Raw genomic sequence first — 25997 nt, forward strand, 5'->3', positions numbered from 1 at the left:
AAAGCTCACATTTCTTTACAAATCAAGGTACTAAATTACCAACATGCTGTTTTGTAGTTGGGCTATAGTTTGTCGCGACAAGAAAAAGGGGACAGGATTGAAGACGCCACCGCGCAGCACCGCCGACCGCCATGCCGGGGCCGCCCGCCGTCGCGGCGTGGCGGCGCTGGCGCTGCTGGCGACCCTGTTTGGCAGCGTGCCCGTGCGGGCCGAAGCGCTGCAAGTGCTGCACTGGTGGACGTCGGCCGGCGAGCGCCGCGCCGCCGACGTACTGGTGGCGCGCCTGGCGCAGGAGGGCATCGAATGGCGCGACGCGGGCATCGCGGGCGGCGCCGGCGTCGGCGCGGGCAAGGTCTTGAAGAGCCGCGTGCTGGCTGGCAATTCGCCGGAAGTCATGCAGCTGATCGGCTACACGCTGGGCGAGTGGAGCGACCTGGGCTTGCTGCTGCAGCTCGACAGCGTCGCCGCCAGCAACAACTGGCGCGCCACCATGTATCCCACCGTGTGGGGCTTGCTGCAGAACCGCGGCCATACGATGGGCGTGCCGGCCGGCATCCACCGCATCAACACCCTGTTTTACAACCGCAAGATCTTCCAGCGCCTGGGCCTGGCCGTGCCGCGCAGCTGGAGCGACTTCGAGCGCGTGGCCGGCAAGCTGCGCCAGGCCGGCATCACGCCGCTGGCGCAAAGCAGCGAAGCGTGGCAGGTGGCCACGCTGTTTGAAACGCTGGTGCTGGCCGAATCGGGGCCCGCGTATTACCGCGCCCTGTTTGTCGAGAAGAAGGCCGAGGCGTATGCGGACCCGCGCCTGCGCCACGCCTTGCAGCGGCTGAGGTCGCTGAAGCAATGGATGGGCGCGCCGCTGCGCGAACAGGGCTGGCCCGAAATGGCGCGCCAGGTGGGCGATGGCGAGGCGGCCATGTACATCATGGGCGACTGGGCGAAAGGCGAGCTGAACGCCTGGGGCCGCGTCACGGACGAGGTGTTCGGCTGCGCCGCCGCACCCGACACGGGCGACTACCACCTGTACAGCATCGATACCCTGGCCATGTTCGCATCCGATTACACGCACCAGGGCGCGCAGGAAAAGCTGGCGCAGGTGGTCGCTTCGCCGCCCGTGCAGCTCGAATACAGCCAGGTGAAGGGTTCGATTCCCGCCTTGCGCCAGGCCGACCTGTCGCGCCTGGACAGCTGCGGGCGCGCCTCGGCGCAGGCATTCGCGCGCGGCGCCGCCTTCCAGGCACCCAGCCTCGTGCACCGCATGGCCACCGATGAAACCAGCAAGGACGCCATCATCGCCGAAGTGCACCGCTATTTCCTGGACGAGACGATCAGCGCGGCCGACGCACAGCGCCGCATCGGCAGCATGTTGCAGGCACTGAATAAAAAAGGACGAGACCATGTCGCGCAAAATCCTGGTCGTTGACGACGATCAAAAGACCCGCATGCTGCTGAAGGCCTACCTGGAAAAGAACCAGTACGAGGTGGGCCTGGCGCACGACGGCGCCACCTTCCTGGCCGAATTCCACCGCCACGTCGACAGCCTGTCGCTGGTGATCCTCGACGTGATGCTGCCCGACACGGACGGTTTCGCCCTGTGCAAGGTGGTGCGCGCCCGCTCGAACGTACCCATCATCATGCTGACGGCCAGTTCCGACGAGACGGACCGCGTGGTGGGACTGGAGCTGGGCGCCGACGACTACATCGCCAAGCCCTACAGCCCGCGCGAATTGCTGGCGCGCATCAAGGCCATCCACCGCCGCACGGGCATCGACGCGGCCGCGCCGCCCCGCTACTACCGTTTCGTCGGCTTTACCCTCGACACGCTGGAGCGCACGGTGACGGATGCCGACGGCGAAGCGCTGCAGCTGACGGGCCTCGATTTCCAGCTGCTGCGCTATTTCGTCGAGCATCCGGGCGATATCCTCGACCGCAGCGTGCTGTGCGAACAGACACGGGGGCGCGACGCGGGGCCGCTCGACCGCTCGCTCGATGTGCAGGTGAGCCGGCTGCGCCTGCGCCTGAAGGATGACGGCAAGCAGCCCATGCTGATCAAGACGGTGCGCGGCGCCGGCTATGTGTTTTCGGCCGACGTGAGCAGTGGGCATGCCTGAGCGCGGCATGCGCTGGCTGCTGGGGCGCCTGCTGCCGCCATCGCTGCTGGGGCGCCTGTCCGTGGTGATGGTGGCCGGCGTGCTGGCTACGCAACTGGTGGGCAACCTGATCTGGGCCACGCAGCTGCGCCGCGACTCGGCGGTGGAGGCGCGCATGGCTTCGCAGCACCTGGCCCGCAGCGCCGCCAGCACCATCCGCTTTTTCCTCAGCCTGCCGGCCAATTACCGGCCCATCCTGATCCAGCAATTTCGCGAGATGGGCGGCACGCGCTTCTTTGTCAACGTCAACCAGGGGCCGCTGGCCATCCGCGAAATCGCGCCGCACGCGCTGGCCGATACGGTGGTGGCCACGGTGGGCGCGGCGCTGAAGAGCGACTTGCCGCAGCTGGCCGGCTACCGCGTGGGCTTCGCCTGGCCGAGCGACCTGGTGGTGGCCGACAGCGGCGCGCACATCGGCGACTTGCCGGAAAACTGGGTCCAGCATATCTTGCTGCTGAAACCGAATCCCGCGCCCGTGCTCGTGATCCAGGCCGAGCTGGAGCCGGGCAACTGGCTGTACCTGGCGGCACTGATGCCCAACCCGTATTTCTTGCAAAGCAGTAACCCGTGGACCCTGGACCGGGTGCTGCTGCAAGCGTTGTCGCTGGCGGCCGTGCTGCTGCTGTCCATCCTCGTCGTGCGCTGGACCACGCGGCCGCTGGCGGCCCTGTCGGACGCGGCCGAAGCGTTTGGCCGTGGCGAGACGCCGCCGCCGCTGCCGCAGACGGGCAGCCGCGAATTCGTGCAGACGGCGCGCGCCTTCAGCGCCATGCGCGAACGCATCCAGCGCTACCTGGAAGACCGCGAACGGCTGTTCGTCTCGATTTCGCACGATTTGCGCACGCCCATCACGCGCCTGAAACTGCGCACGGAACTGCTCGACGACGATGTGCAGCGCAACGAATTCCACGATGACCTCGATGAGCTGGACATGATGGTGAAGGGCGCGCTGCAATGCGTGAAGGATAGCGACATCCATGAAAACGCCACCGAGGTGCGGCTCGACGCCTTGCTGCAGCGCATGGTGCGCGGTACCCAGCTGGCGGGCCACGACGTGCATTACGTGGAGACGGGCCTGAGCGTGAAGGCCAAGCCGCTGGCGCTGAAGCGCGCCATCGGCAATCTGCTCGACAATGCCTTGTTTTACGGCAAGACGGCCCATCTGTCGGCATGCCGCGAAGGAGGGCACGTGGTCATCCGCATCCGCGACGATGGCCCCGGCGTGGCAGAAGAGGCGTTCGCCAGCCTGTTCCAGCCGTATGTGCGCCTGGAACATGGCCGCGAGCAAAACGCGCACGGCATGGGGCTGGGACTCGGCATCGCGCGCAGCATCGTCCAGGCCCACGGCGGCGAGCTGACCCTGGCCAACCACCGCGACGGTGGCCTGGAAGCGACCATCCGCCTGCCGGCGCACTGAGCTGTCGCCAGGCCGCCCGCGTCAGCGCTGCGTGCCCAGCATGCGCAGGCAGGCGTCGGCCACGTCGGTGGCGAAGGCGCTGCTGTCCTGCAGTTGCGCGGCGATGGCGTCGTCCGTCACGCCATGCACGGCCGAGTAAATCATCAGGGCCGCCAGGCGCGGCTGCGGCAAAGGCCACGCGCCCGCCGCCGCGCCGCCCGCCAGGATGGCGCCCAGCTGGGCCAGGATGGCATCCTTGTCGCGATTGTCCGCGGGATCGATGCCGATGCTGCGGCGGTGGCTCGTGTAGACGATGTCGTGCAATTGCCAGGTGCGCAGGTAGGTGGCCACGTTCGCCTGCACCCAGGCGCGCAGCCGGCCTTCCCAGTCGTTGGGCATGCACAGGCCGATGGCCGCTTCCAGGCTGGCCAGGAAGTGCTGTGTATAGCGCCCGGCCAGCGCCGCCAGCATCTCGTGCTTGGATGGAAAATAATGATAGAAGGTGCCTTTCGCCACGCCGGCCAGGCTGGTGATGTCGCCGACGGTGGTCGCCTCGACACCCTTGTCGAGGAATAGCCGTTCGGCGGCGGCCATCAATTCATCGAGGCGCACTTCGGCTGGCTTGGTGCGGGGACGCGCCGGCGCGTCCGTGGCAGGGGCGGCATCGGGCATGGCGGGGCTTGCTGGGCGGGATGGAGACATGGCTGCAGTATAAATGACGCGGCGCTCGATTCCCAGACATGGCAAGAGCGCTTTATCATTTTCAATTGACTGACGGTCAGTCGATGGATATGATGAAGGCGAACTCATGAATTGGAGCGACTCCATGCAACGTTATCGCCGCGCGGCCCTGGTGGCCGCCGCCTATCTGGGCACCTTTCTCGCCTCGCTCGACATCAGCATCGTCAACGTCGCCTTGCCCACCTTGCAAACGGCGCTGGCGACGGACATGGCAGGCTTGCAGTGGGTGGTCAACGCCTATGCGCTCTGCCTGTCGGCCTGCATGCTGTCGGCCGGACCGCTGGGCGACCGGCATGGGCACAAGCGCATCTGGCTGCTGGGCGTGGCGCTGTTTACGGCCGGTTCGCTGCTGTGCGCGCTGGCGGCCAGCCTGCCGCTGCTGCTGGCGGGCAGGGCCGTGCAGGGCGTGGCGGGGGCCTTGCTGATACCGGGCGCCATGCCGATACTGAGCCACGCGTTTCCCGACCCGCGCGAACGGGCGCACGTGATCGGCGGCTGGTCGGCCTTCAGCGCGCTGGCGCTGATCCTGGGGCCGCTGCTGGGCGGCATGCTGCTCGAGGCCACGGGCTGGCAAAGCATCTTCCTGATCAATCTGCCGCTGGGAGTGCTGGCCATGCTGCTGGGCGCCTGGGGCATCACGGAACGCCACTACCGTGAGCAGGCGGCGCTGGACGGTGCCGGGCAGGTGCTCAGCATCGTCTGGCTCGGCGCGCTCACCTATGGCTTGATCGCGCTGGGCGAGGCGGGCGGCGCGGCCGCCTGGGCGTCGTTGGGCGTGGCGCTGCTGGCCTTCATCGCCTTCCTTGCCGTCGAAGCGCGCGCGCCGCGCCCCCTGTTGCCGCTGCGGCTGTTTCGCGACAGGGCCTTTGCGTCGATCAACCTGGCGTCGCTGGTGCTGGGCTTTGCCTGTTACAGCAGCCTGTTCTTCTTCTCGCTGTACCTGCAGCAAATCCAGGGCTGGCCGGCGGGCGCCAGCGGCTGGCGCATGTTGCCGCAATTCGCGGCCATGGGCGTCGTTTCCATGTGCTTTGGCCGCCTCAGCCGCCACGTGTCCCTGCGGCGCTTGATGCTGGGTGGCTATGTGCTGGCGGGGCTGGTGCTGCTGGCGACGGCGATGCTGGCGCCGCGGACGCCCTACGCCATCGTCGGCAGCCTGTTCGGCCTGCTGGGCCTGGCCATGGGACTGGCCGTTCCGGCCACCGGTTTGCTGGCGATGGCGTCCGTGGCGAGCGAGCGTGCCGCCATGGCCTCGGCCATCATGAATGCCTTGCGCCAGGCGGGCATGACCCTGGGCGTGGCCGTGCTGGGCAGCGTGATGAGCTTGCGCGCCGCCGCGCTGCTGGAGCGGGCGGGCCAGGTTGCGGCCCTGGCAGGCGGTTTTCAGCTGGCCATGCTGCTGGCGGGACTGGCGTGCCTGGCCGTGGCCGTGCCGCTGTACCGCCTGCCGCCGAAGTAAGGCTCAGGCCCGCAAAGCGCTGGGCACGCGCGGCGAGGACATCAAATCGCGGAACGCGGCCCAGCGCGCTGCGCGCGTGGCGCCCTGGCGCTCGACATAGGCTTTCGCCATGTCCTGGCCCAGGTTGTAATTGATGACGTACGCGCCCATGGCGTCGTAGAACTGCAGGCGCTGCGCCGATTTTTCGGCCGGGTACAGGCGCACGTTGACCAGCCATTCCAGCGCCTCCTCGCGCGTCAGGCCGCCTTCGAGGTACTGGCGCGCGATGTCGTTGTCGGCGTAGCTGAGCCTGGCAAGCAGACTGTTCAGCTGCGCGTAGCGGGGCGCCAGCGCCGGATCGATGCCGGCCAGCGGGTACAGCACCTGCTGTTCGAATTCGAGCCGTTCCGCCTCCGTGAAACTGAGTTCGATGCCGTAGTTGGCCGTGCCTTCGGCGATCAGCGATTGCGGCGAGTACAGCGGGTAGATGCAGTACTCGATCCAGCCCCTGCCGCGCACCAGGTCGCGTTCGAGCAGCACGTTGTAGACGTGGTGGCCCGGATACGCTTCATGGCAGCCGAGGTCGACGGCGCGGTCTATATAAATGGGCAAGTCCGTATTGATCTGGATCACGCTCTGGTAGTTGCCCTTGTACCAGTTGTAGCCGCTCCACGGCTTGTCGGTGACAAATTCCAGCACGAAATCTTCACCTTCCGGCAGGGCGATGTACTGCAGGGTGCGCTCGCGGCCGGCGCGGATGGCCGCGTCCATCACGGCGCGCAGCTTGTCGGCGGGAATGATAAATTGCCTGCGGAAGGCGTTGATCCGGTCGCTCACCGTGCCGGCGCCAGGCAGCAGGGCGTCGATTTCGCCCACCAGCTGTTCATAGTGGGCACGGCTGTGATGGGGCGAGACGGCGTCGTACAGGCGCGCGCTTTCCGTGTCGAAATCCAGGCGCACGCCCTGCAGCATCTCCGCCTTGGCCAGCACGGCCTGCAATTGCTTGCGCAGGTTGTTGGCGCGCAGGCAAGATTCGTCGCCCAGCAGGGCCAGCGCCTCGTTCGTGGCTGCCTGGATATCGCGCAAGCCCTGTTGCTGTTCCAGCGCGGCTGCCTGCCATTCCGGCGGGCCGTAATAGGCGTCGACATATGACGCGTCGTGCCGGCCCATGGCCAGGACCAGCTTGACGTAGCGTTCGGCCACGCCGGCAAGGGAAGGGGAGTTGCTGTCGGTATGCGTCATGGTGGCAGGGCTTTTCGCGGTTGGGCAGGCACTTATTGTATAGCGCAATGGCGTGCCTGTGCCTGCTGGCACGACTGGAAGGAGAGGGGACATGAAAGAGGATATCCGCAAGCCACCGAGAGACCGCTCGCATGAGGAGGCGATGGCTGAGCTGTACCGCGGCGATGCCGATTTCGCCCTTGAACTGATCAACAATATCCTCGTCGATGGCGACCATGGCGAACTGCTGAGCGTGCTGCGCCAGCTGACGCGCGCCTTTGGCGGCGTGCCCGCCGTGGCGCAGGCGGCCCGGCTCAATCCTACCCAGCTGTACCGCACCTTGTCGGCCGATGGCAATCCCTCGCTGAGCACGCTCACGGCCATTCTCGGCGCCATGGGCTTGCGGCTGGCTATGGAACCCAGGTAGCCGTTTCCCGCACCGGCCGCCTGGGCTGTTTGCAAATGGCTAGAACTCCACCGGCCGCGCTTCGCGCATGGCTTGCGTCATGGCCAGGCCGATACGCGTCGCTTCCGTCGCGTCGTGCAGGGTCAGCGACAGGGTGCGCCGGCCCAGTGCCGCGTCCGTGAATTCCTGCGCCTCGATCAAAAAGGCGTCGGCGAAGCGGGCATAGAAGTCCGGCGTGCATTCATTGCGCACGCCATGCGCATCCGAAATTTCCACCCTGTTCAGGCGCGGATTGCTGCCCACGGCCAGCCTGCCGCCCGTGCCGAATACTTCCGTCAGGGTTTCATGGCCATGCGCCATGGTGCGCGAGGCCATGAAGCTGGCCATGCTGCCATCGCTAAACTCGACCGTCGCCAGGCCATTGTCGACGTCGCCGAACGCCTGCAAGCCCGTGTGGATGGCGTTGGTGCCGCTCGCATACACGCGTTTGGGTACGGGATTGCCCAGCAGCCAGCGCGCCAGGTCGATATCGTGCACGCTGCAATCGAGGAAGATGCCGCCGCTGGTGGGCGCGAAGCGCATGAAGGCGCCGCTGGGGTCGTTCTGGTCGCACGTCTGCGAACGCACCAAGTAGGGCTTGCCGACGAGGCCCTGGGCGATCTTTTGCTGCGCGTCATGGTAGCTGGCGTCGAAGCGGCGCACGAAGCCGATCATGACCGTCAAGTGCGGATGGCGCGCCGCTTCCGCCTCCACCTTCAGGCAGTCGGCCAGGTCCAGCGACAGCGGCTTTTCGCAAAACACGTGCTTGCCGGCGCGCAAGGCGGCGATGATCTGGTCCGCATGCAGCGACGTGGGCGTGACGAGAAACACGGCGTCCAGGCCCGGGTGGGCCAGCAGCGCGTCGTAGTCGGCGTAGCCGGTGGCGATGCCCAGCGTGCCGGCGGCCCAGTCCAGTTCCGCTTGCACGGGGCTGCAGGCGGCCACGACTTGCGCATTCGGCACGCGCTGCGCCAGGTTGATGGCATGGCGCTGGCCCAGGCGGCCCAGGCCGACGATGCCTACTTTCAATGTTGGGGATGACATCTGGTCTCCAGTATCTTGTTATTGTCTTTTTACACAGCCACGACGCGCTGTTCGCGCCACGACAGGGTGGCCGCCTCGGCCAGTTCCAGCGCCTTCAAGCCATCGTGCACCGTGGTGCGCAGCGGCGTGCCGTGGCTGAGGGCGTCAAAAAAGTGCGCCATTTCCTGCGCGTACGCCACGCGATAGCGTTCGAGGAAGAAATCTTCCGGCTTGTCCACGCTGACGTTGACGGCGCCATAGGCCGTCACTTCCGTCGGCTTGTGGTTGCCCGCCTGCAGCATCCCGGCGCTGCCCAGCACTTCGAAGCGCTGGTCGTAGCCGTAGGCGGCGCGGCGCGAGGCATTGATCTGGCACAAACGCCCCTTGGCCGTGCGGATGGTGACGACGGCCGTGTCCAGGTCGCCCGCCTCGCCGATGGCCGGGTCCACCAGGCAGCTGCCCGTGGCGTGCACGCTGACGGCCTCGTCGTCGAGTATCCAGCGGAAGATGTCGAAATCGTGGATCAGCATATCCTTGAAGATGCCGCCCGACACCTTGATGTAGCTGACCGGCGGCGGCCCGGGATCGCGGCTGGTGACGATCAGCAATTCGGGCGTGCCGATCTCGCCCGCTTCAATGCGTGTCTTGACGGCATTGAAGGTGGGATCGTAGCGGCGCTGGAAGCCCAGCATGCACATGACCTTGGCTTCCTTGACGGCGGCGGCGCAGGCGCGCGCCCGGTCTATCGTCAGATCGACGGGTTTTTCGCAAAAGATGGCCTTGCCGGCGGCGGCCGAGCGCAGGATCAGGTCCGCGTGCGTGTCCGTGCTGGAAGCGATGACGACGGCCTTGATGGCCGGGTCGGCCAGCGCCGCTTCCACCGTGGCGCTGCTGCCGCCATGCAAGACGGCCAGCGCGGATGCCGCTTCCTCGTTGACGTCGACCACGTACTTGAACCGGACGCCCGGCTGGGCAGCCAGGTTGGCCGCGTGGATTTTGCCGATGCGTCCGGCGCCGAACAACGCTACTTCAATCATCATGTTCTCCTGGGGTGTGGATTTCTTCGATGTCGAGCTCTAATTTGTAAGCCAGCGCGATGAACAGCGCCTGGCACAGGCAGATGGTGCTGGTCAGCGAGCGGAAGGCGAAGGCGCTGCCCTCGGTGACGGTCAACAGCGCGTCGGCGGCCCGCGCGAGCGGCGCCAGCTTGCTGTCGGTAATCACGAGAACCTTGGCGCCCTTGTCTTGCGCCGCCTTGATGCACTGCTGGGTTTCCTTGCCGTAAGGCGAGAAACTGATGGCGATCGCCACATCGCGTTCGCGCACGCTGCGCATCTGTTCGCGGTGCATGCCGCCCAGTCCGCTGATCAGGTGCACGCGCTTGTCCGTATGCTCGAGCGCATAGGCGATGTAGGAGGCGATCGGAAACGACCGGCGCACGCCGATCACATAGATGTTGTCCGCTTTCAGCAGCAGGTTGACGGCCGCTTCCAGCTGGGCGTCGTCGAGGCCGGCCGCCAGGTCGTCGAGGCCGGCGCGGCTGGCGCCGACGAATTCGCGCGTCAGGTCGCCCGCACTGAGGGCCGTGTCGCGCGTGGAAATGAGCTTGCGGATGCGCTGCTGGTAGTCGGGCGTGGCGCTGGCCTGGTCCGTGTATGCCTGGCGGAACACGTCCTGCATCTCGGAAAAGCCCGTATAGCCGAAGCGCTGCGCGAAGCGCACGATGGCCGACGGCTGCACGTCGCAGGCGGCCGCGATGTCGCTGATGCGCTCAAGCATCAGGCTGGCCCGGTGCTTCTCGATGTACTGGGCGATGACTTTCAGCTGACGCGACAGGTTGTCGTACTCGGCGGCAATGTGCTGCATCAATTGTTCGATGGGGGCGGTGGCTGCCATGATTTTTTCCTCTGTGTGCTTGCGGGGCCGCGCTGGCATATCAATTTGTCCGGCGGCTGGTTCTGGCGAGAATTATAGGAGGGAATCCTGAAAATAGAAATGAATTTCTATTTAAATTTATTTTGAAAATTTTATTGCATTTGTCTTTTTTGTGGCCTAAGCTGTGCGCAGTGCATCGGTTTGCGTGCCGCAAGGCCAGGCCGGTGTCACCCTTCATAAAAGCTCGCAACTATAAAAATTAATCCGTCTAGGAGACATTCATGCATAGCAATAAAAGCAAGGGTCTGATGAAGTGCCTGGCCATCGCCAGCCTGGGACTGGGCCTGGGCCTGAGCGGCGGCGCCAGCCACGCTGCCGGCGAGAAATTCGTCATGGTCAGCCATGCGCCCGATTCCGATTCCTGGTGGAACACGATCAAAAATTCCATCAAGCAAGCCGGCGAAGATTTCAACGTCACGGTCGACTACCGCAATCCGCCGAATGGCGACCTGGCCGACATGGCGCGCCTGATCGAGCAGTCGGCCGCGCGCAATTACGATGGCCTGATCGCCGACATCGCCGACTTCAGCGTGCTGCAAAAGCCGCTGGGCACGGTGGTGGCCAAGAAAATCATGCTCGTGACCATCAATTCGGGCACCCTGGCGCAAAGCGAACAGTTGAAAGCCATCATGCACGTGGGCCAGCCCGAGTATGACGCGGGCCTGGGCGCCGGCAAGCGGGCCAAGGAAGCGGGCATCAAATCGTTCGTGTGCGTGAATCACTATGCGATGAATGCCTCGTCGTTCGAACGCTGCCGCGGCTTTGCCGATGCGCTGGGCGTCGACTTCAAGTCATCCACGCTCGATACCAACGGCGTCGACCCTGGCGTGATCGAAAGCAAGGTCAGCGCCTATCTGCGCAGCAATCCGAAGACCCAGGCCGTGCTGGCGCTGGGACCGGATTCGGCGCCGGCCGCCATGCGCGCCGTCGAGAAACTGGGCCTGAAAGGCAAGATGTACTTCGCCAGTTTCGATCTGTCGGAAGAAATTGCCAAGGGCATCAAGGATGGCAGCATCCAGTTTGCCATCGACCAGCAACCCTACCTGCAAGGCTACATTCCCGTCGCCGTGATGGCCATCATGAAACAGCAAAAGATCACGGACCTGGCCAAGGTCAAGGAAATCCTGATTGCCAATCCGAAATACCAGGCGCGCCTGGCGGAATACGGCCTGACGCCCATTTATGGACCGCGCCACATCAGCTCCGGCCCCGGTTTCGTGACCAAGGAAAACATCGCCAAGGTCGAAAAGTACGCCGGTCAATACCGTTAATTCATCGCGTTCCAGAGTGTTCCGGCCCGCCGCCCGCCGCCCTCGGGCTGGCGGCGGGCGGGACTGAACACGCCTGGCGCCAGCGATGCTGGCAGGAAAGTAATTGACATCGGTAGCAGGAATTGTTGCAAGTATTACTAAAAGGAATTTGTATGACTGCGCTCAAATCCAGCCTGGCTAGCCCCGGCATGAATCCTCCCCCGCCTTCCGGCGCCCCCAGCAAACCAGCCGCCGCCGCCGACGAGCGCGTGGGCGCGACCAGCTGGGTCAAACGGTTTTTCGGCCGTCCCGAGTTCGCCTCCATTTCCGGCGCGGTGCTCGTGTTTGCCTTCTTCGTCATCACGGCCGGCGATTCCGGCATGTTCAACCTCGACGGTGTCGTCAACTGGATGCAGGTGGCGTCCTACCTGGGCATCATCGCCATCGGCGCCTGCCTGTTGATGATCGCCGGCGAATTCGACCTGTCGATCGGCTCCATGATCGGCTTTGCCGGCATGATGATCGCCATCCCGACGATTTATTTCCACTGGCCCCTGTGGGCCGCCATCATCTTCGCCTTCGCCGGTTCCATGGCGCTGGGCTGGCTCAACGGCTATATCGTCATCAAGACGCGCCTGCCATCGTTCATCGTCACGCTGGCCTTCCTGTTCATCCTGCGCGGCCTGACCCTGGCCCTGTCGATCATGTTCGCCAACCGCACCATCGTCAGCGGCGTGGGCGACCTGGCGGCGCAGGACTGGCTGGCCAGCTTGCTGTTCCACGGTAACTTCGCCACGGGACTGTTCCAGTGGATGGGAACACACGGCTGGATCGCCGTGCTCGACGACGGTTCGCCGCTCGTCAAGGGCGTGCCGAAAGTCATCGCCTGGTGGCTGGTGCTGGCCGCCGGTGCCGCTTTCGTGCTGTCGCGCACCCGCTTCGGCAACTGGATGTTTGCCGTCGGCGGCGACGCCAACGCGGCCAAGAATGTGGGCGTGCCTGTACGCAAGGTCAAGATCTCGCTGTTCGTCTTCACGGCCTTCTGCGCCTGCCTGTTTGCTACCTTGCAAGTGTGCGACGTGGGTTCGGCCGCCGCCGACCGCGGCATGCAGAAGGAATTCGAAGCCATCATCGCGGCCGTCATCGGTGGCGCCCTGCTGACGGGCGGCTACGGCTCCGTCGTCGGCGCCTGCTTCGGCGCGCTGATCTTCGGCGTGGTGCAGATCGGCATTACGTACACCAATATCAATTCGGACTGGTTCCGCGTGTTCCTCGGCGTGATGCTGCTGATCGCCGTGCTGTTCAATAACTTTGTACGCTCACGCGTCACGGAAGCGAGGTAAATCATGAGCGACTATATTCTTGCTCTGGAGAATGTCAGCAAGCGTTTCGGCTCCGTGCTGGCGCTGCAAAACATCACCATGCGCTTGCGCGAGGGGGAAGTTCATTGCTTGCTGGGCGACAACGGCGCCGGCAAGTCCACCCTGATCAAGACCCTGGCCGGCGTGCACAAGCCGACCGACGGTCAATACCTGGTCGATGGCCAGCCCGTCGTCTTCAATTCGCCGAGCGAAGCACTGGACATGGGCGTGGCCACCGTCTACCAGGACCTGGCGCTGGTGCCGCTGCTGTCCGTGGCGCGCAATTTCTTCATGGGCCGCGAGCCGATGAAAAAGCTGCTGGGCCTGGTGCCGGTGATGGATATCGAGTATGCGGCCGAGACGGCGCGCGCCAAGCTGGCCGAGATGGGCATCATGGTGCGCGACCCGCACCAGGCCATCGGCACCATGTCGGGCGGCGAGAAGCAGTGCCTGGCCATTGCGCGCGCCATCCATTTCGGCGCCCGCGTGCTGATCCTCGACGAGCCAACGGCGGCCCTGGGCGTGAAACAATCGTTCAACGTGCTCAAACTGATTTACAAGGCGCGCGAACGGGGCATTTCCGTCATCTTCATTACGCACAATGTGCACCATGCATATCCGGTCGGCGATTCGTTCACTTTGTTGAACCGGGGCAAGTCGCTGGGCACGTTCACCAAGGAGACGGTGACCAAGGATGCCTTGCTGGACATGATGGCGGGCGGCGCGGAAATGCAAACGCTGATGAGTGAACTCGACGGTGTCACGATTTAAGGATAGCCATGAATAATTCCACACAATTTGCCCAGGGCCGCGCGCTCGACGTGATCTGCCTGGGCCGCCTGGCGGTGGACCTGTACGCGCAGCAAATCGGCAGTCCGCTGGAAGACGCCACCAGCTTCGCCAAGTACCTGGGCGGCTCGTCGGCGAACATCGCCTTCGGCACGGCCCGCCTGGGCCTGAAATCGGCCATGCTGTCGAAGGTGGGCGACGACCACATGGGACGATTCCTCACCGATACCTTGTCGAAGGAAGGCTGTGACGTCAGCCATGTCGGCATCGACCGCGACCGCCTGACGGCACTGGTGATGCTGGGTATCAAGGACAAGAATACCTTTCCGCTGATTTTTTACCGCGACAATTGCGCCGACATGGCCATCGACCCGGCGTCGGTGGATGTGGCCTTCATTGCTTCGAGCAAAGCCTTGTTGATCACCGGCACGCATTTCTCCACGGCTGCCATGCATGGCGTCAGCACGCAGGCGCTGACGCTGGCGCGGGCCAGCAATGTGCGCACCGTGCTCGATATCGATTACCGGCCCGTGCTGTGGGGCTTGTCGGGCAAGGCCGATGGCGAAACGCGTTTCGTCTCGAACGAGGGCGTGACCCGCCACCTGCAGGCCATCCTGCCGCAGTTCGACCTGATCGTCGGCACGGAAGAGGAATTCATGATCGCCGGCGGCGGCGCCGACATCATGGCGTCCCTGCGCGCCGTGCGGGCCGCCACCGTGGCCACGCTCGTTGTCAAGCGCGGTCCGCTGGGCAGCGCCGTCATCGACAGCGTGGTGCCGGCCAGCCTCGACGATGCGTATAACTACCGTGGCGTGCGCGTCGACGTGCTCAATGTGCTGGGCGCGGGCGATGCCTTCCTTTCCGGTTTCCTGAAAGGCTGGCTGCGCGGCGAGGATTACGAAGCGTGCTGCCGCTATGCGAATGGCTGCGGCGCGCTGGTCGTGTCGCGCCACGGTTGCGCGCCGGCCATGCCGTCGCCCGTCGAACTCGACTACTTCCTCGCCAATGCGGCGAAACTCACGCAGCCGGACCAGGACGCCACCTTGTCCCGTTTGCACCGCACGACGGTGGCGCGCCCGCAGTGGGAAGAACTGTGCGTGTTCGCCTTCGACCACCGCACGCAGTTCTTTGAGCTGGCGCAACAGACGGGGGCACCCGAATCGCGTATCTCCGCCTTGAAACAGCTGATGGTGCAAGCCGTGGCGCAGACGGAAACGGCATTGCAGCTGGCCGGCAAGACGGGCGTGCTGATCGATGGCCGCTATGGCGTCGACGCCCTCAACGATGCGACGGGACGCGGCTGGTGGATAGGCCGTCCCGTGGAATTGCCCGGTTCGAATCCCTTGCAATTCGACTGGGGCCGCTCCATCGGTTCGCATCTCGTCAGCTGGCCGAAGGAACACGTGATCAAGTGCCTGGTGCAGCTGCATCCGGACGACGCCGTGGAAAACCGCCTGGAACAGGAAGCGCAGATCAAGGCCCTGTATGACGCGGCGCAAGTGAGCGGTCACGAACTCTTGCTCGAAGTCATACCGCCGGATTCGCTGCCGCACGGCGACGATACGGTCTTGCGCGCCGTCAAGCGCCTGTACAACCTGGGCATCTATCCCGAATGGTGGAAGCTGGAAAGCATGACAGCCAAGCAGTGGCAAGCGATCGATGCCCTCGTGCACGAGCGCGATCCGTACTGCCGTGGCGTGGTGCTGCTGGGCTTGAATGCCCCTATCGCTGCGCTGGCCGCCAGTTTCGAACAGGCCAGTGCCAGCACCACTTGCCGTGGCTTCATGGTGGGACGCACGATCTTCCAGGAGCCGAGCCGCCGCTGGCTGGCCGGCGAACTCGACGATGCGGGCCTGATCGCCGCCGTGCGCGCCAACTTCGAGCAGCTGATTTCCCTGTGGCAGCGCACGCGCAACCGCCTGGAGCGTGCGGCATGAGCGCGACCCTGCACAAGACCATCCGCCTGACCATGGCGCAGGCCCTGGTGCGCTACCTGGCCGCCCTGCGCACGGACGATGGCGAGGGGGGCTTGATTCCCTTGTTCGGCGGCGCCTTCGCCATCTTTGGCCATGGCAACGTGGCCGGCCTGGGCGAAGCGCTGTACCAGTATCGGGAGCAATTTCCCACCTACCGCGCCCACAACGAGCAGGCGATGGCGCACTCGGCCATCGCCTATGCCAAGGCCCACATGCGCCGGCGCATGATGGCCGTCACCACGTCCATCGGCCCCGGCGCCACGAATCTGCTCACAGCCGCCGCCCTGGCCCACGTCAACCGTCTGCCCGTGCTGCTGTTGCCCGGCGACGTGTTCGTCTCGCGCGCACCGGACCCGGTCTTGCAGCAGCTGGAAGACATGGGCGACGGCAGCGTGACGGTGAATGACGCCTTCAAGCCGCTGTCGCGCTACTTCGACCGCATCGTGTATCCGGAACAGTTGCTGACGGCCTTGCCGCGCGCCATCGCCGCCTTGACGGACCCGGCCGCCTGCGGCCCCGTCACCTTGTCCTTGCCGCAAGACGTGCAGACGATGGCGCATGACTATCCGGCCGATTTTTTTGAACCGAGAATCGTGCGTTTCCGCGCCGTGCCGCCGGTCGAATGCGAACTGGACGAGGCGGCCGCCTTGCTGCAGGGCGCGAAACAGCCGCTGATCGTGGCCGGTGGCGGCGTGCTGTACGGCAAGGCCAGCGCCGCCTTGCAGGCGTTTGCCGAGCGCCATGGCATACCGGTCGCGGAAACCCAGGCGGGGAAAAGTTCCTTGCCGTGGAATCACCCGCTGCAGCTGGGCGCCATCGGCGTGACGGGGTCGCCGGCCGCGAATGCGCTGGCAGCGGAGGCGGACGTGGTGCTGGCCGTCGGCACGCGTTTGCAGGACTTTACGACGGGGTCGAATTCGCTGTTTGCGCAAGCGCAACTGATCAGCGTCAACGTGAACAGTTTCGACGTGCTGAAGGGCCGTGGCCTGGGCTTGCAGGCGGACGCCACTCTGGGATTGCAGGGCCTGTCGCGCCGGCTCGACGGCTGGAACAGCGCCGGCCAGTGGATGGACCGCGCGCAGCAGGCGGGCCAGGCATGGCGCGACACCGTGCTGGCCATCACGGGCCAGCGCGAAGTCGCCGGTCTGCCGTATGACGGCGAAGTCATCGGCGCCGTGCAGCGCTCGTCGCCGGAGTCGACGTCGCGCGACATCGTCGTCTGCGCGGCAGGGACCTTGCCGGCTGAACTGCACAAGCTGTGGCGGACGAGTACGCCCGGCGGCTACCACATGGAATACGGCTATTCGTGCATGGGCTATGAAATAGCCGGCGGCCTCGGCGTGAAGATGGCGAAACCGCAGGCGGAAGTCATCGTCATGGTGGGCGATGGCAGCTACCTGATGATGAATTCGGAAATCGCCACTTCCGTCATGCTGGACAAGAAACTCATCATCGTCGTGCTCGACAACCGTGGCTACGGCTGCATCAACCGCCTGCAGCAGGCTTGCGGCAATGCGCCGTTCAACAATATGCTGGCCGACTGCCTGCAGGCGGGCGAGGGCGCTCCCGTCATCGACTTTGCCCTGCATGCGCGCGCGCTGGGTGCCCTCAGCGAACATGCGGCTTCCATTGCCGAACTGGAGCAAGCCATGCTGCGCGCCCGCGCCGCGCCGCGCACGTATGTGATCTGCATCAATACGGACGATACGCGCACCACGGAAGAGGGCGGCTGCTGGTGGGAAGTGGCCGTGCCGGAAGTGTCGACCCAGGCTGGCGTGCAGCTTGCCCGCGCCCGTTATGAAACCGATCGCCAGAAACAAAGGAATTGAAATGAACACATGGAATGTCAAGATCGGCATCAACCCGATCTCGTGGATGAACGACGATTTGCCGAGCCTGGGCGGAGAGACGCCGCTGGAAACGGCGCTGAAGGAGGGCGCCGAGATCGGCTATGCCGGTTTCGAGCTGGGCAACAAGTTCCCGAAGGAAGCTTCCGCCCTGAATGCGGTGCTGGGCAAGTATGGCCTGGCATGCGTTTCCGGCTGGTATTCGGGCCGCCTGGCGCAGCACTCTGTGGAAGAAGAGATCGCTTCCGTGGCAGCGCATTTACGCTTGCTGGCCGACAGCGGCGCCACCGTCATGGTGTATGGCGAAGTGGCGGACGCCATCCAGGGCGAAGCGCGCCCGCTGTATAAGCGTCCGCGTTTCCAGTCGCCGCAGCAATGGCAGGCGTATGCCGATAAATTGACGGCCTTTGCCGCGCATTTGCTGGCGCACGGCGTGCGCCTCGCTTACCACCACCACATGGGCGCTTACGTGGAAACCCCGGCGGACGTGGATCAATTGATGGCCTTGACGGGGCCGGAAGTGGGACTGTTGTTCGATACCGGTCATATCACGTTCGCCGGCGGCGACGCGCTGGCCGTGTTGAACAAGCATATCGAACGCATCTGCCACGTGCATTGCAAGGATGTGCGGCCCAACGTGGTGAAACTGGCGCGTAACGGCCACTGGAGCTTTTTGCAAGCCGTCATCAACGGCGCGTTCAGCGTGCCCGGCGACGGCAGCATCGACTTTCCGGCGATTTTGACGCGCTTGTATCTGCACGGCTATGAAGGCTGGCTGGTGGTGGAAGCGGAACAGGATCCGGCCGTCGCCCCCAGCTACCAGTACGCGAAGATGGGCCATGATTACCTTGCCAACCTCGTCGAGGCGATTCCCCGCCTGGGCCGGGAGGCGGCATGAGCCCGCTGCTGGTGAAGGCCAGCCAGGCCGGCGGCAAGATCGTGGAAGTCACCCCCGAGTCCGCCGGCTGGACGCATGTGGGCTTTGCCGCCCACCGCCTGGCGGCCGGAGAACGGTTGAGCCTGGAAACGGGGATGCGCGAACTGTGCATCGTCGTGCTGACGGGCACGGTCACCGTCAAGGCCGGTGAACAGGAGTGGCGCGACATCGGCGAACGCGCCAGCGTCTTCGAGGAGCGCTCGCCGTATGCCGTGTATGTGCCGTGCGGCATGCCAGTGCGCATCACGGCCGTGACCGCAGCCGAAGTGGCGCTGTGCAGCGCGCCGGCCACGACCCAGCGTGCGGCGCGGCTGATCGACCCGCAGTCGATGACGCGCTCCGTGCGTGGCAAGGGCGCCAATACGCGCTATGTGTGCGACATCCTGCCGCAAACGGAAGAGGCCGATGGCTTGCTGGTGGTGGAAGTGCTGACGCCGTCCGGCCACTCGTCGAGTTATCCGCCGCACAAGCACGATAGCGACAATGTGCCGCTGGAAAGTTCGTTGGAGGAAACGTATTACCACCGCCTCAATCCAGAGCAGGGTTTCGCGTATCAACGGGTCTACACGGATGACCGCAGCATCGACGAAGCGATGGCCGTGGAAAACCACGATGTCGTGATGGTACCGCGCGGCTACCACCCCGTCACCGTGCCGTATGGCTATGACGGCTACTACCTGAACGTGATGGCCGGCCCGAAACGCGTGTGGCACTTCAAGAACGACCCGGCCCATGAATGGCTGATGAACACCAAATAAAAGGAATCACAATGACGACGCAGCAGATTGGCCACTTTATCGGTGGCAACCCCATGGCTTCGCGCTCCGAGCGCACGAGCGACGTTTTCAATCCCGCCACGGGCGCAGTGACGGCGAAAGTGGCGCTGGCCACGCCATCGGAACTGAACGCGGCCGTGGCCGCCGCCCACGCGGCCTTTCCCGCCTGGTCGCAAACCTCGCCCTTGCGCCGCGCCAGGGTCATGTTCAAGTTCAAGGAATTGCTGGAAGAACATTCGGACCAGCTGGCGGCCCTGATCACGGCCGAGCACGGCAAGGTGTTCACGGATGCCAAGGGCGAAGTGACGCGCGGCATCGAAGTGGTCGAGTTCGCCTGCGGCATTCCGCAAATGATGAAGGGCGAGTATTCGGAGCAGGTGGCGGGCGGCATCGATGCCTGGTCGATCCGCCAGGCGCTGGGCGTGTGCGTCGGCATCACGCCCTTCAATTTCCCCGTCATGGTGCCGATGTGGATGTTCCCGATGGCCATAGCCTGCGGCAATACCTTTGTCTTGAAGCCGTCCGAGCGCGACCCGTCGGCCAGCCTGCTGCTGGCGCAGCTGCTGACAGATGCGGGCTTGCCCGACGGCGTCTTCAACGTGGTGCAGGGTGATAAAGAGGCGGTGGACGGCTTGCTGCACCACCCGGACGTGCGCGCCGTCAGCTTTGTCGGTTCCACGCCGATTGCCGAATACATCTATGCCACGGGCTGCGCGCAGGGCAAGCGCGTGCAGGCGCTGGGCGGGGCGAAAAACCACATGGTGGTCATGCCCGACGCCGATATGGCGCAAACGGTCGATGCGCTGATGGGCGCGGCGTTCGGCTCGGCCGGCGAGCGCTGCATGGCCATTTCCGTTGTCGTGGCCGTGGGCAATGTGGGCGACCAGCTGGTCGAGGCGCTCGTGCCGCGCATCGCGGCGTTAAAGATTACGCAGGGCATGGATTTGAAGGCGGAAATGGGCCCTGTCGTCACGCAAGTGCACAAGGACAAGATCGCCGGCTACATCGCCACCGGCGTCAAGGAAGGCGCCAAGCTGGTCAGCGATGGGCGCGGCTTCGTCCTGCCTGGCCATGAAAAGGGCTTTTTCCTCGGCGGCAGCCTGTTCGACCATGTCACGCCGGAAATGACGATCTACAAGGAAGAAATCTTCGGCCCCGTGCTGTGCATCGTGCGCGTGCCCGATTTTGCCACCGCGCTGGACCTGGTCAACGCGCACGAGTACGGCAACGGCACGGCCATCTACACGCGTGACGGCAATACGGCACGCGAATACACGCACCGCGTGCAGGTGGGGATGGTAGGCGTCAACGTGCCGATCCCCGTGCCGATGGCCTTTCACAGTTTCGGCGGCTGGAAGCGCAGCCTGTTCGGCGACCACCATGCGCATGGCCCGGAATCCGTGCGTTTCTACACGAAGCAGAAGGCGGTGACGCAGCGCTGGCCGGCGTCGACGGCGGCGGGCGCCGAGTTTGCCATGCCGACCCTGAAATAAACCGCTCCAGACTGCACGCGGCGCGCGGGTACACGCACCGTGCGCAGGCGGGCAGGGATGGAAAAAGCCGGCGTCAGCGTGCCGATCCCCGTGCCGATGGCCTTCCACAGTTTCGGCGGCTGGAAGCGCAGCCTGTTCGGCGACCACCATGCGCATGGCCCGGAATCCGTGCGTTTCTATACGAAGCAGAAGGCCGTGACGCAGCGCTGGCCGGCGTCGACGGCGGCGGGCGCCGAGTTTGCCATGCCGACCCTGAAATAATTCCATCTGGTTCGCTTCTTGCTTACTGTAGTGGTTAATCGTTTAGCCACTGCAGATCGCCCCCATGACGTCCAGCCGTACCCCGCCAGCGCCGGATCGCCCCTTGCGCATTGTTGTCGTCAATCCCATCGTCGAGCACGGCGTGCACGCGGACGTGGCCCTGGCGGCGCAAGCCCGGCGTGGCAATGCCTTGCGTATCGGCTTGCTGGAATCGGGCTTCGACATCGTCGCCTCGCTGCCAGCCGACCTCTACCTCCCTGAGCGCATCGCGCAACTGCAGCCGGACCTCATCATCATCGACGCCGAATCGGATGCGCGCGACGTGCTCGAGCACATCGTCATCGCCACGCGCGATGAGCGCCGCCCCATCGTGCTGTTCACGGAAGACGGCGCCACGGCCAGCATCGATGCGGCCATGGCGGCCGGCGTGTCCGCGTATATCGTGGCCGGCCTGCAAGCCGAGCGCATCCAGCCCGTGCTGAACGTGGCGCTGGCGCGCTTTCGCCAGGAAGAAAAACTGCGTGCGGAATTGCTCGACACGCGGCACAAGTTGCAGGAGCGCAAGGTCATCGAACGGGCCAAGGGCCTGTTGATGACGCACCACGGCTTGACGGAAGAGCAGGCTTACCAGCGCCTGCGCAGCATGGCCATGAACAAGAAGTTGAAACTGGCGGACATTGCCCAGCGCATCCTCGACGTGGAAGACTTGCTGGGATGAATCGCGCCTTTCCTGATACATGGTGGTGCAATGCACCATTCCGGTGCGTTTCCAGCTTCAGCGGACAGGGCGTGCACAGGCACGTTCCTTGCTGCTGGATGGGCATGGCCTTGCCCCTGCCGGCGCGGCAAAACAGTACTTATCAGTAAGGAATGGTATGACAGAGCAAACGGGCGCCAGCGCCCACGTGATGCGATCGCTGCATCCGGAAAAACAGACGATACGCATCGGCTACTTGCCGCTGACCGATTGCGCCTCGCTGGTCATGGCGGCAAGGCTGGGCCTGGATGAGAAATACGGCATCAAGATCGAACTGAGCCGCGAGATGTCGTGGGCCGGCGTGCGCGACAAATTGCATAGCGGGGAACTCGATGCGGCCCACGTCTTGTACGGCCTCGTGTATGGCGTGCAGATGGGCATCGGCGGCCAGCCCAGCGACATGGCCGTGCTGATGAACCTCAATCACAGCGGCCAGGCCGTGACCGTGTCGGCGGCGCTGGCGCGCGAGGGCGCCGTCGATGGCCCGTCGCTGGCGACAGCCATGCGCGCCATGCGGCGACCGCTTGCGTTTGCGCATACTTTTCCAACAGGTAACCATGCGATGCTGTTGCAATACTGGCTGGCCGCGCACGGCATCGACCCGCTGCGCGACGCGCGCGTGATGACGGTGCCGCCGTCGCAGATGGTGGCGGCCTTGCGCGCCGGCCAGATGGATGGCTTTTGCGCGGGCGAGCCGTGGGGTTACAAGGCCATCGTCGATGGCGTGGGCGTGACGGCCGTCACCAGCCAGGATATCTGGCCCGACCATCCGGGCAAGGTGCTGGGCACCAGCGCCGCGTTCGCGCGCGCCTGCCCGAATACTTGCCGCGCCCTCATCGCCGCCGTGCTCGAGGCGGGGCGCTGGATCGACGCCAGCGATGCCAACCGGCTGGCGATGGCGGCCATCCTGGCCGAGCCGGCCTACCTGAATACGTCGCAGGACCTGCTGGCGCCGCGCATTCTCGGCCATTACCAGGATGGACTGGGCAAGACCTGGAACGATGCGCACGGTTTGAAGTTCCATGACGGCGGCGCCGTCAATTTTCCCTACCTGTCCGACGCCATGTGGTTCATGAGCCAGCACCGGCGCTGGGGCTTGCTGCGCGACGAACCCGACTATCTGGGCGTGGCGCGGCAGGTGAACCGCATCGACCTGTACCGCCAGGCGGCGGAAATGACGCAGACGCCCGTGCCGACGGTGCTCATGCGCAGCTCGACCCTGTGCGACGGCGTGCTGTGGGACGGCAGCGCGCCGGAAGCGTATGCGGCGTCGTTCGCCATCGGCCATTTTTTCTGACTGGAGAGTGCATCATGGCACGACAAGGCTGCGTTACCCTCGTGGGCGCCGGTCCCGGCGACCCGGACTTGCTGACATTGAAAGCCGTGAAAGCCATCGCGCGGGCCGACGTGGTGCTGATTGACGACCTGGTCAATCCCGCCGTGCTGGCGCATGCGGCGCCCGGCGTGCGCGTGGTCGAGGTGGGCAAGCGGGGCGGCTGCGCCTCGACGCCGCAAGCGTTCATCGAGCGCCTGATGCTGTCCGAAGCGCGCGCCGGCCAGCAGGTAGTGCGCCTGAAAGGGGGCGATCCCTATCTGTTTGGGCGCGGCGGCGAAGAGCGCGCCTATCTGCGCAGCCATGGCGTGGCCGTCGAGGTCATACCCGGCATCAGCAGCGGCCTGGCCGCACCAATGGGCATCGGCGTGCCGCTGACGCACCGCGGCTGGAGCCAGGGCGCGATTTTCGTCACGGGACATGGCAAGGATGGCGCGTCCGAGCCGAACTGGTTTGCGCTGGCGCAAAGCGGCCTCACCCTCGTCATCTACATGGGCGTGGCCAGGGTGGCGGCCATCCAGGCCGGCTTGCTGGCCGGCGGCATGGCGCCCGGCACGCCGGTGGCCGTCGTGCAATCGGCCAGCCTGCCGGCGCAGCGCCAGTTGCTGGGCACCTTGCAAAGCCTGCCCGGCGACTTGCTGGCCAGTGGCCTGGGCAGTCCCAGCATCATCGTCGTGGGCGACGTGGTGCGCTGCGCCGATGCCTGGGATGACCATGGCGCGGGCCGGCCGCTGGCCGTTTCCGCCTGAAGCGGACGGCTTAGCGGATCGGCAGGGCCACGGGGCGGATGGGCGCCGCGTCGCCGCCACGGAATTTCAGCGAGGCGCCGATGAAGGCGAACTGGTAGACCTTGTCGCGCGACAAGGCTTCCAGGTCGACCAGTTCCATGATGGGCGTGCCCTGCTGCGCCAGCAGATAAGTGTGCACGGGCAGGTAGTTGCCGGCCACTTCGGACGGAAACGCTTCAAAGCTCAGGTTATCCGCGCCCACTACCATGGCGCCGCCATCTTCGACGAGGAATTTGGCGGCATCGAGCGACAGGCCGGGCGGATTGGCCATGTACGCTTGCGCCTGCTCATAGTCCTGCATGCGGCCCGTGCGTATCAGCACCACGTCGCCCTTTTCCAGCGTCACCTTCTGGCGTGCCAGCGCGGCGCGCAAGTCCTGCCGCGTGACCCGGTAATTGTCGGGCAGCTGCGATAGCCCCTTGGCCACGGCCACGTCGATCAGCACGCCGCGCGCGACGATGGGCGGCAGCTTTTCCGCGCCCGTCACCGTCCAGCCCCGGTCGCCCAGGTATTGCTCTTCCGTAAAACCGTTCCAGATCTTGCCGTTCAAGCCGAAATGGTTGAGGGCGTCGATATGCGTGCCCATGTGTGCATACATGGAGACGGCCGAGCCCGTGTAGCTGACGTGGCGGTTCATCTGCTCGCCCACGTTCATCGAGTCGGCCACCACATTGCCTTTCGGCGTGTGCGTCATCCACATCAGGTAGGGCGGGTCGCCTGCCGCCTGCCAGCTGGGCATGCCGATATAGAAATCGACGGCCAGGTCATAGCTCCTGCCGCCGTCGATGCGGGCCAGGATGGCGGCGCGCGAGGCCGGCGTCATCAGGTTCAGGCGCCCGATCTCGTCTTTCGGGCCCCAGGGGCTGATGCCCACTTCGGGCAGGGCGACGGCCGGGCTGACCGGTGTGGCGTGTGCTGCGCCAGCCAGCAGGGCCAGCAGCAAGGGCAGGGTTTTCAGGGAGGAAGAGAATGGGGACATGGGAACTCCTTGCTAGTGGTGTATGAAGAAGCCACCATCATATTGTTTTCCATTTCAATGATAATCAGCGATAAAATAATAAGATATTTAACCAGAAGGAAAGAATGATGGATGTCCTCGCGCACATGCGCGTATTTCGCGCCGTGGTAGAACGCGACAGTTTCAGCAAGGCGGCGCTGGAGCTGAACCAGTCGGCGGCCGCCATCAGCAAGCAGGTGCGCCAGCTCGAGGAACGGCTGGGCACCCTGCTGCTGGTGCGCACGACGCGGCGCATGAGCTTGTCGGACAGCGGCCGCGTCTACTATCTCGAATGCTGCCGCCTGCTTGACGAGATCGCCGCGCTGGAACTGGCCACGCGCGGCTGCGCCGGCAAGGTGGCGGGGCGATTGCGCGTCAACGTGCCGCTGTCGTTCGGCCTGAAGGTGCTGTCGCCGCTGCTGCCCGTGTTCATGGCGCGTTATCCCGAGGTGAAGCTGGAGCTGACCCTCGACGACCGGCTGCGCGACGTCGTCGGCGAGGGCTATGACGTGTCGCTGCGCATCCGCGCCGCGCTGGCCGATTCGACCCTCGTGGCGCGCCGCCTGGGCGAAGTCGAGCAGATGATCTGCGCGGCGCCCGCCTACCTGGCGCGGCGCGGCACACCCCGGCAGGCGCTCGACCTGCACGGCCACGATTGCCTGGCCTACCGGCTGGCCGACAGTCCCGGCATCTGGCAGCTCGACGGCCCGGAAGGGGTGAGCAGCATCGTGCTGCCCGTGCGCTTTTCCGCCGACAGCAGCCTGCTGCTGGCCGACATGCTGGTGGCCGGCATGGGCGTGGGCGCGCTGCCGTCCTTCGTTGCCGCGCCGCTGCTGGCCAGCGGCGCCCTGGCGCGCGTGCTGCCGTCGCACGGCATGGCCAAGCGCGGCGTGTATGCGCTGTACCCGGACGGCCGCCATGTGCCGCAGAAGGTGCGCGCCTTTTGCGATTTCCTGGGCGAGGCGCTGCAGGCGGGCTAGCTACCAGGTGCTTTCCAGGGCAACCATCGCGCGGGCTTTTTTTCGTCCGCAAACGCGTGGGGCGGGGGCTTTGATAGTATCCTCGTGCTGTGCGCACTTGCGC

At 65.1% G+C, this 25997-nt stretch carries 24 protein-coding genes; 18 read left to right on the plus strand and 6 right to left on the minus strand.

Annotated features, from left to right (window positions below):
* The first annotated feature begins 97 nt into the window (after positions 1-97).
* Genes AC1RDJ_RS13605 through AC1RDJ_RS13615 form a run of 3 tightly spaced genes read left to right on the plus strand, consistent with a single transcriptional unit; the run spans position 98 to position 3570 of the window.
* Entirely contained in the window at positions 98-1426 is a 1329-nt protein-coding gene (locus AC1RDJ_RS13605; RefSeq protein ID WP_493027712.1) for an ABC transporter substrate-binding protein, read from the plus strand.
* On the plus strand, positions 1401-2114 hold the full coding sequence (locus tag AC1RDJ_RS13610) for a response regulator (RefSeq protein ID WP_034757625.1): 714 nt from the start codon (positions 1401-1403) through the stop codon (positions 2112-2114). The genes AC1RDJ_RS13605 and AC1RDJ_RS13610 overlap by 26 nt, the downstream gene beginning before the upstream one ends.
* Positions 2107-3570: an ATP-binding protein gene (locus AC1RDJ_RS13615; protein ID WP_493027713.1), complete on the plus strand. Its 1464-nt coding sequence runs from the start codon at positions 2107-2109 to the stop codon at positions 3568-3570. The genes AC1RDJ_RS13610 and AC1RDJ_RS13615 overlap by 8 nt, the downstream gene beginning before the upstream one ends.
* Positions 3571-3591: 21 nt before the next feature.
* On the opposite strand, the gene AC1RDJ_RS13620 is transcribed toward AC1RDJ_RS13615, so the two are convergent.
* Positions 3592-4251 (minus strand): TetR/AcrR family transcriptional regulator, encoded by a 660-nt coding sequence (locus AC1RDJ_RS13620; protein WP_493027714.1) that lies wholly within the window; start codon positions 4249-4251, stop codon positions 3592-3594.
* Positions 4252-4375: 124 nt separating this feature from the next.
* Here AC1RDJ_RS13620 and AC1RDJ_RS13625 point away from each other — a divergent pair, with 124 nt between their 5' ends.
* Positions 4376-5746 (plus strand): MFS transporter, encoded by a 1371-nt coding sequence (locus AC1RDJ_RS13625; protein ID WP_493027715.1) that lies wholly within the window; start codon positions 4376-4378, stop codon positions 5744-5746.
* 3 nt (positions 5747-5749) lie between these two features.
* On the opposite strand, the gene AC1RDJ_RS13630 is transcribed toward AC1RDJ_RS13625, so the two are convergent.
* Complete coding sequence (locus AC1RDJ_RS13630; protein WP_493027717.1) at positions 5750-6967, minus strand: hypothetical protein; 1218 nt, start codon at positions 6965-6967, stop codon at positions 5750-5752.
* A 91-nt stretch (positions 6968-7058) separates the two neighbouring features.
* On the opposite strand from AC1RDJ_RS13630, the gene AC1RDJ_RS13635 reads away from it, so the two are divergent.
* A complete protein-coding gene (locus tag AC1RDJ_RS13635) occupies positions 7059-7373 on the plus strand; it encodes a helix-turn-helix domain-containing transcriptional regulator (RefSeq protein WP_493027718.1) in 315 nt (104 codons plus the stop codon).
* A 39-nt stretch (positions 7374-7412) separates the two neighbouring features.
* Here the strand turns inward: AC1RDJ_RS13635 and AC1RDJ_RS13640 are convergent, their stop codons facing one another.
* The 3 genes from AC1RDJ_RS13640 to AC1RDJ_RS13650 are packed head-to-tail and all read right to left on the minus strand — an operon-like array spanning position 7413 to position 10310.
* Positions 7413-8435, minus strand: a complete 1023-nt coding sequence (locus AC1RDJ_RS13640) for a Gfo/Idh/MocA family oxidoreductase (RefSeq protein WP_071324156.1) — start codon at positions 8433-8435, stop codon at positions 7413-7415.
* A 29-nt stretch (positions 8436-8464) separates the two neighbouring features.
* Positions 8465-9451 carry an inositol 2-dehydrogenase gene (iolG, locus tag AC1RDJ_RS13645; RefSeq protein ID WP_493027928.1) on the minus strand — a complete coding sequence of 329 codons (987 nt, stop codon included), beginning with the start codon at positions 9449-9451 and terminating at the stop codon, positions 8465-8467.
* Positions 9444-10310, minus strand: a complete 867-nt coding sequence (locus AC1RDJ_RS13650) for a MurR/RpiR family transcriptional regulator (protein ID WP_071324154.1) — start codon at positions 10308-10310, stop codon at positions 9444-9446. The genes iolG and AC1RDJ_RS13650 overlap by 8 nt, the downstream gene beginning before the upstream one ends.
* Positions 10311-10570: 260 nt before the next feature.
* Between AC1RDJ_RS13650 and AC1RDJ_RS13655 the strand changes: the two genes are divergently transcribed.
* The 12 genes from AC1RDJ_RS13655 (at position 10571) to cobA (ending at position 23878) form a co-directional block, all read left to right on the plus strand.
* Entirely contained in the window at positions 10571-11620 is a 1050-nt protein-coding gene (locus tag AC1RDJ_RS13655; RefSeq protein WP_071324153.1) for a sugar ABC transporter substrate-binding protein, read from the plus strand.
* Positions 11621-11808: 188 nt separating this feature from the next.
* A complete protein-coding gene (locus AC1RDJ_RS13660; protein ID WP_289887365.1) occupies positions 11809-12942 on the plus strand; it encodes an ABC transporter permease in 1134 nt (377 codons plus the stop codon).
* A 3-nt stretch (positions 12943-12945) separates the two neighbouring features.
* Positions 12946-13731: an ATP-binding cassette domain-containing protein gene (locus AC1RDJ_RS13665; RefSeq protein ID WP_071324152.1), complete on the plus strand. Its 786-nt coding sequence runs from the start codon at positions 12946-12948 to the stop codon at positions 13729-13731.
* An 8-nt stretch (positions 13732-13739) separates the two neighbouring features.
* A complete protein-coding gene (locus AC1RDJ_RS13670) occupies positions 13740-15686 on the plus strand; it encodes a bifunctional 5-dehydro-2-deoxygluconokinase/5-dehydro-2-deoxyphosphogluconate aldolase (protein ID WP_493027719.1) in 1947 nt (648 codons plus the stop codon).
* Complete coding sequence (gene iolD, locus AC1RDJ_RS13675; protein ID WP_071324150.1) at positions 15683-17554, plus strand: 3D-(3,5/4)-trihydroxycyclohexane-1,2-dione acylhydrolase (decyclizing); 1872 nt, start codon at positions 15683-15685, stop codon at positions 17552-17554. Before AC1RDJ_RS13670 ends, iolD begins: the two co-directional genes overlap by 4 nt.
* 1 nt (position 17555) lies before the next feature.
* Positions 17556-18470: a myo-inosose-2 dehydratase gene (gene iolE / locus AC1RDJ_RS13680; RefSeq protein WP_493027720.1), complete on the plus strand. Its 915-nt coding sequence runs from the start codon at positions 17556-17558 to the stop codon at positions 18468-18470.
* Positions 18467-19267, plus strand: a complete 801-nt coding sequence (gene iolB, locus AC1RDJ_RS13685) for a 5-deoxy-glucuronate isomerase (RefSeq protein ID WP_289887241.1) — start codon at positions 18467-18469, stop codon at positions 19265-19267. The genes iolE and iolB overlap by 4 nt, the downstream gene beginning before the upstream one ends.
* Before the next feature lie 11 nt (positions 19268-19278).
* Complete coding sequence (locus tag AC1RDJ_RS13690; RefSeq protein ID WP_493027721.1) at positions 19279-20778, plus strand: CoA-acylating methylmalonate-semialdehyde dehydrogenase; 1500 nt, start codon at positions 19279-19281, stop codon at positions 20776-20778.
* Between the two features lie 57 nt (positions 20779-20835).
* Positions 20836-21039, plus strand: coding sequence for a hypothetical protein (locus AC1RDJ_RS13695; protein WP_071324146.1), 204 nt, complete (start codon positions 20836-20838; stop codon positions 21037-21039).
* Between the two features lie 64 nt (positions 21040-21103).
* Positions 21104-21757 (plus strand): ANTAR domain-containing response regulator, encoded by a 654-nt coding sequence (locus AC1RDJ_RS13700; RefSeq protein WP_071324145.1) that lies wholly within the window; start codon positions 21104-21106, stop codon positions 21755-21757.
* Positions 21758-21914: 157 nt separating this feature from the next.
* Entirely contained in the window at positions 21915-23093 is a 1179-nt protein-coding gene (locus tag AC1RDJ_RS13705; protein ID WP_493027722.1) for a CmpA/NrtA family ABC transporter substrate-binding protein, read from the plus strand.
* A 14-nt stretch (positions 23094-23107) separates the two neighbouring features.
* Positions 23108-23878 carry a uroporphyrinogen-III C-methyltransferase gene (gene cobA, locus AC1RDJ_RS13710; protein ID WP_493027724.1) on the plus strand — a complete coding sequence of 257 codons (771 nt, stop codon included), beginning with the start codon at positions 23108-23110 and terminating at the stop codon, positions 23876-23878.
* 10 nt (positions 23879-23888) lie between these two features.
* On the opposite strand, the gene AC1RDJ_RS13715 is transcribed toward cobA, so the two are convergent.
* Positions 23889-24896: a cyclase family protein gene (locus tag AC1RDJ_RS13715; RefSeq protein WP_493027725.1), complete on the minus strand. Its 1008-nt coding sequence runs from the start codon at positions 24894-24896 to the stop codon at positions 23889-23891.
* 107 nt (positions 24897-25003) lie between these two features.
* Here AC1RDJ_RS13715 and AC1RDJ_RS13720 point away from each other — a divergent pair, with 107 nt between their 5' ends.
* Positions 25004-25894, plus strand: a complete 891-nt coding sequence (locus AC1RDJ_RS13720) for a LysR family transcriptional regulator (protein WP_493027929.1) — start codon at positions 25004-25006, stop codon at positions 25892-25894.
* Positions 25895-25997: the final 103 nt, after the last annotated feature.

It is taken from the genome of Janthinobacterium sp. GW822-FHT07H10 (assembly GCF_058798675.1).

Excerpts from the sequence above, each read along its gene's own strand:
- iolG (WP_493027928.1), bottom strand. The coding sequence starts at position 9,451 with ATGATTGAAGTAGCGTTGTTCGGCGCCGGACGCATCGGCAAAATCCAC.
- AC1RDJ_RS13690 (WP_493027721.1), top strand. The coding sequence starts at position 19,279 with ATGACGACGCAGCAGATTGGCCACTTTATCGGTGGCAACCCCATGGCT.
- AC1RDJ_RS13615 (WP_493027713.1), top strand. The coding sequence starts at position 2,107 with ATGCCTGAGCGCGGCATGCGCTGGCTGCTGGGGCGCCTGCTGCCGCCA.
- cobA (WP_493027724.1), top strand. The coding sequence starts at position 23,108 with ATGGCACGACAAGGCTGCGTTACCCTCGTGGGCGCCGGTCCCGGCGAC.
- AC1RDJ_RS13620 (WP_493027714.1), bottom strand. The coding sequence starts at position 4,251 with ATGTCTCCATCCCGCCCAGCAAGCCCCGCCATGCCCGATGCCGCCCCT.
- AC1RDJ_RS13700 (WP_071324145.1), top strand. The coding sequence starts at position 21,104 with ATGACGTCCAGCCGTACCCCGCCAGCGCCGGATCGCCCCTTGCGCATT.
- AC1RDJ_RS13635 (WP_493027718.1), top strand. The coding sequence starts at position 7,059 with ATGAAAGAGGATATCCGCAAGCCACCGAGAGACCGCTCGCATGAGGAG.
- AC1RDJ_RS13655 (WP_071324153.1), top strand. The coding sequence starts at position 10,571 with ATGCATAGCAATAAAAGCAAGGGTCTGATGAAGTGCCTGGCCATCGCC.
- AC1RDJ_RS13715 (WP_493027725.1), bottom strand. The coding sequence starts at position 24,896 with ATGTCCCCATTCTCTTCCTCCCTGAAAACCCTGCCCTTGCTGCTGGCC.
- AC1RDJ_RS13610 (WP_034757625.1), top strand. The coding sequence starts at position 1,401 with ATGTCGCGCAAAATCCTGGTCGTTGACGACGATCAAAAGACCCGCATG.
- AC1RDJ_RS13670 (WP_493027719.1), top strand. The coding sequence starts at position 13,740 with ATGAATAATTCCACACAATTTGCCCAGGGCCGCGCGCTCGACGTGATC.
- iolB (WP_289887241.1), top strand. The coding sequence starts at position 18,467 with ATGAGCCCGCTGCTGGTGAAGGCCAGCCAGGCCGGCGGCAAGATCGTG.
- AC1RDJ_RS13705 (WP_493027722.1), top strand. The coding sequence starts at position 21,915 with ATGACAGAGCAAACGGGCGCCAGCGCCCACGTGATGCGATCGCTGCAT.
- iolD (WP_071324150.1), top strand. The coding sequence starts at position 15,683 with ATGAGCGCGACCCTGCACAAGACCATCCGCCTGACCATGGCGCAGGCC.
- iolE (WP_493027720.1), top strand. The coding sequence starts at position 17,556 with ATGAACACATGGAATGTCAAGATCGGCATCAACCCGATCTCGTGGATG.
- AC1RDJ_RS13665 (WP_071324152.1), top strand. The coding sequence starts at position 12,946 with ATGAGCGACTATATTCTTGCTCTGGAGAATGTCAGCAAGCGTTTCGGC.
- AC1RDJ_RS13660 (WP_289887365.1), top strand. The coding sequence starts at position 11,809 with ATGAATCCTCCCCCGCCTTCCGGCGCCCCCAGCAAACCAGCCGCCGCC.
- AC1RDJ_RS13720 (WP_493027929.1), top strand. The coding sequence starts at position 25,004 with ATGGATGTCCTCGCGCACATGCGCGTATTTCGCGCCGTGGTAGAACGC.
- AC1RDJ_RS13630 (WP_493027717.1), bottom strand. The coding sequence starts at position 6,967 with ATGACGCATACCGACAGCAACTCCCCTTCCCTTGCCGGCGTGGCCGAA.
- AC1RDJ_RS13695 (WP_071324146.1), top strand. The coding sequence starts at position 20,836 with ATGGAAAAAGCCGGCGTCAGCGTGCCGATCCCCGTGCCGATGGCCTTC.
- AC1RDJ_RS13640 (WP_071324156.1), bottom strand. The coding sequence starts at position 8,435 with ATGTCATCCCCAACATTGAAAGTAGGCATCGTCGGCCTGGGCCGCCTG.
- AC1RDJ_RS13650 (WP_071324154.1), bottom strand. The coding sequence starts at position 10,310 with ATGGCAGCCACCGCCCCCATCGAACAATTGATGCAGCACATTGCCGCC.
- AC1RDJ_RS13625 (WP_493027715.1), top strand. The coding sequence starts at position 4,376 with ATGCAACGTTATCGCCGCGCGGCCCTGGTGGCCGCCGCCTATCTGGGC.